This is a genomic window from Catenibacterium sp. RTP21428st1_D7_RTP21428_210409, assembly GCF_040227455.1.
GTDB lineage: Bacteria > Bacillota_I > Bacilli_A > Erysipelotrichales > Coprobacillaceae > Catenibacterium > Catenibacterium mitsuoka_A.
This window is the reverse complement of sequence record NZ_JBEHVX010000140.1, coordinates 1-3,043: the sequence shown is the minus strand read 5'-3', so window position 1 is coordinate 3,043 and position 3,043 is coordinate 1. Positions and strand designations below refer to the sequence as shown.

General features: G+C 29.7%; 4 protein-coding genes. All 4 read left to right on the top strand.

Features of this window, described 5'->3' with window-relative positions; all coding sequences use genetic code 11:
• Positions 1–125 precede the first annotated feature (125 nt).
• On the top strand, positions 126–407 hold the full coding sequence (locus ABUA27_RS12400) for a hypothetical protein (RefSeq protein ID WP_349820834.1): 282 nt from the start codon (positions 126–128) through the stop codon (positions 405–407).
• A gap of 429 nt (positions 408–836) precedes the next feature.
• Positions 837–1,538: a hypothetical protein gene (locus tag ABUA27_RS12395; RefSeq protein WP_349820833.1), complete on the top strand. Its 702-nt coding sequence runs from the start codon at positions 837–839 to the stop codon at positions 1,536–1,538.
• A gap of 12 nt (positions 1,539–1,550) precedes the next feature.
• Positions 1,551–1,982, top strand: a complete 432-nt coding sequence (locus tag ABUA27_RS12390; RefSeq protein WP_349820832.1) for a DUF6508 domain-containing protein — start codon at positions 1,551–1,553, stop codon at positions 1,980–1,982.
• A gap of 94 nt (positions 1,983–2,076) precedes the next feature.
• On the top strand, positions 2,077–2,934 hold the full coding sequence (locus tag ABUA27_RS12385; RefSeq protein ID WP_349820831.1) for an ATP-grasp domain-containing protein: 858 nt from the start codon (positions 2,077–2,079) through the stop codon (positions 2,932–2,934).
• The last annotated feature ends 109 nt before the right edge of the window (positions 2,935–3,043 follow it).

The following is a 3,043-nucleotide window of genomic DNA, read 5'->3' as shown; positions in this document are numbered from 1 at the left end:
GCTTCATGAACGCCGTTTAATCGGTGCTTATGAAATTTAATTTTCACTGACCTGTGGTTTGTGGGTATTCAAAAAAAGAAACAGTATATGGATATTTTAAAAATAAAAATAGTTCCTGTTCGCCTATGTATATAGAAGAAATATATGATGTTGTTAAGGAATGTAATGATTTTGAGCTTTCGGAATATATAAAATTGATGATAGGTAATATTCCAGGTTATAATGCGTTTAATGTTGCTGATTGTTTTATGGACTTTTTTAAAGGTAAATTACCTGAATTATCTATAGAAGATATAAATTATGTTATGAAGGAATATTCAAAGAATACTCAATGCACAAATAGATATAGACACTCTGAAGATATAGCTGTAGTAAAAGATTATATTTCACAACATACTGAAAAATAAGTTAAATAATACAATAAAAATATAATTGATGTATAGAATGGTTTGACATTTGTTTGATTATTCTACTTTAGTTTACCACATATTACGATTGGGTTGACCAAGTATTTCGATATGCCTGACCAACAATTCTGACAAGATTGATCAACTAATTGATTTATATGTAAATCTCTAGAACGGTTTAACACCCGTTCTTTTATATTAAATAAAAATATTTTATTAACCCCTCATAAAAGGCATTGTAGAATCATAACTCAATACATTTCTTTTTTAAATAGACTACAATAGAACTATAGAAAGAAGATACATCTAGAAGGGAACATCAATCATATGAAAGAAAATCACAATAAAGATAACATATTATTTTATTTCGTATTATTTAGTTTCATTGTTTCAATATTATTAGGGCTTATAATACTTATTACAGATTTCTTGAAAGGTCCAATACCTAATTATCTAAAGTATGGCTTTAAGACTACAGAAGTCGCAGAAATGTATCAAAAAGAATATGTACCAGAAATACAAGAATATATTCAAACAACCAATCTTCCAGATGTAACTATTAAGGTAGATCGTTGTTCATACACTGAATACAATAAAGCATATGGTGTACCTGTATATCACCTAGACTTTACTTATTCAAGTCATACAGTTGATGATTATTATGAATCAGCTATTGGCTCTAAACGTGGTGCAAAAGACTTATTCTACAAGATATTAGAAGTAAACGGGAATAAGAATTATTATGAGAATGAATCTAAAATATTTTGGAATGGTGAACCTTTTGAATCAGAAGGAATAATTGTGTTATTTCAAGAAGATGATAGATTTATAATGAAATTATCTGGTGACAAGCATAACTATGAAATAGAAAATCAACAGTATTATGATAAGCTCACTATTGATGGTGAATTAGTATATGAACTAAATAAACCTGGACCAAGCACTTACACTCCATCAAAACCTAAGAAGGAATACAATAGTTATGGATCAAGTGAATCATCTAGTAGTTATGATGATGGGTATAATTCAGCAGTAGATGATGGTGATTATGATCATGATAGATACCATACTGATCCTTCTTATAGACAAGGTGTAGATGATGGATTTGATGAAACAGATGAAGATTATTAAGGGGTGATTTATATGTATGAAAGTTTAACTAAATATTTAGACGAATTCACAGGAATAGAATTTGGTACATGGATTATTGATAAGAAGAATGATGGAACACCAGAACATCCACTTCAGTTCCCTTTTGTGAATTATTCATGTGTTGTTGACCATTTTATTGATGATGTATTTTCATTTGTAGATAAGTACGAAGAGGTAGGATTATATAGTTATCAAAAAGTCCTTGAAGAAAATGGTATCAAATGGAATGCGAAATCAATGGAAACAGCAGTGGTTGACGATTTAGACGCTAAATGTGTTGTTGCTTTGATTTATGGTGCTATACGCGCAGAAAGATTTTGTGATGGGACAATACTCGCATTCTTAAAAGATGGTACGATTGTACGATGGCTTGAAAGACTTAAAACATTGGATGCAGATGTTGAGAATATTGCTAGAAAGTAGATATAGGAAACGGCGAAGAATATATCAATGAATATGGAAAGTTAGAATAAGATATTGATATGTACGAATGTAAAACATTTTTAAGGAGGTTTATATGGTTGATTTAATTTTATTCCCATCTAGTTATTTTAATGTCTCAAAAGTAGATGAAGATTTACAGGCTGAATATGATGCAGTAAAATCAACAGGACTATTTGATATAATTCTTTTTGGATATGATAAATGGTTTGAAGAAGACCAATTAGTTATCAAAGATATACCTCAAGTAGAAAGAACTGCAGTATATCGAGGATATATGATGAATCCAGAAAAGTATGAAAGGTTTTATCAATGTCTTCTAGAAAACAATATCCGTTTAATAACTACTCCAAAAGAATATGAATTAATGCATATTTTCCCTAATGTATATGAACTATTAAAACAGGATACTGCAAAAATGGAAATATATCCTCTTTATACTCAGATTAATATTGATAGTATTAAACATACTTTTGGTAGATTTATGGTTAAAGACTTTGTTAAATCTGTAAAGGGTACAGAGTTTCCTAAATATTTTGACAAAGATATTACACAGGAAGAATTTGATCAATGGATGGAAGTCTTTTATAAGTATCGTGGTAATTTGTTGACGGGTGGAATATGTATTAAGGAATATCTTAGCCTAAAGTATTATGGTGACCACACCAATGAATACAGGGTCTTTTATATAAACAACAAAATAGCAACTATCACTAGAAATTCAGGACAATCTATAAATGCATTATTACCACCTCAACAATTATTAGAAAAGTATAGTCATCTAGAAAGTGGATATTATACTGTTGACTATGCTGAATTAGAAGATGGTTCATGGAAAATTATTGAAGCAGGTGATGGTCAAGTTTCAGGCTTAGCAGAGCATCAAGATTATGAGCAATATTTCAAAGTGCTCTATGAATACTTAAATGAATAGAATCTTACTCAAAGAAAAAACTCACGACAATAAATGATATGATGACCTCCCAGTAGACAGTGTAAATAATTAAAAGCACTGTTTGCTGAGGAGGTTTTTCTTATGGGAA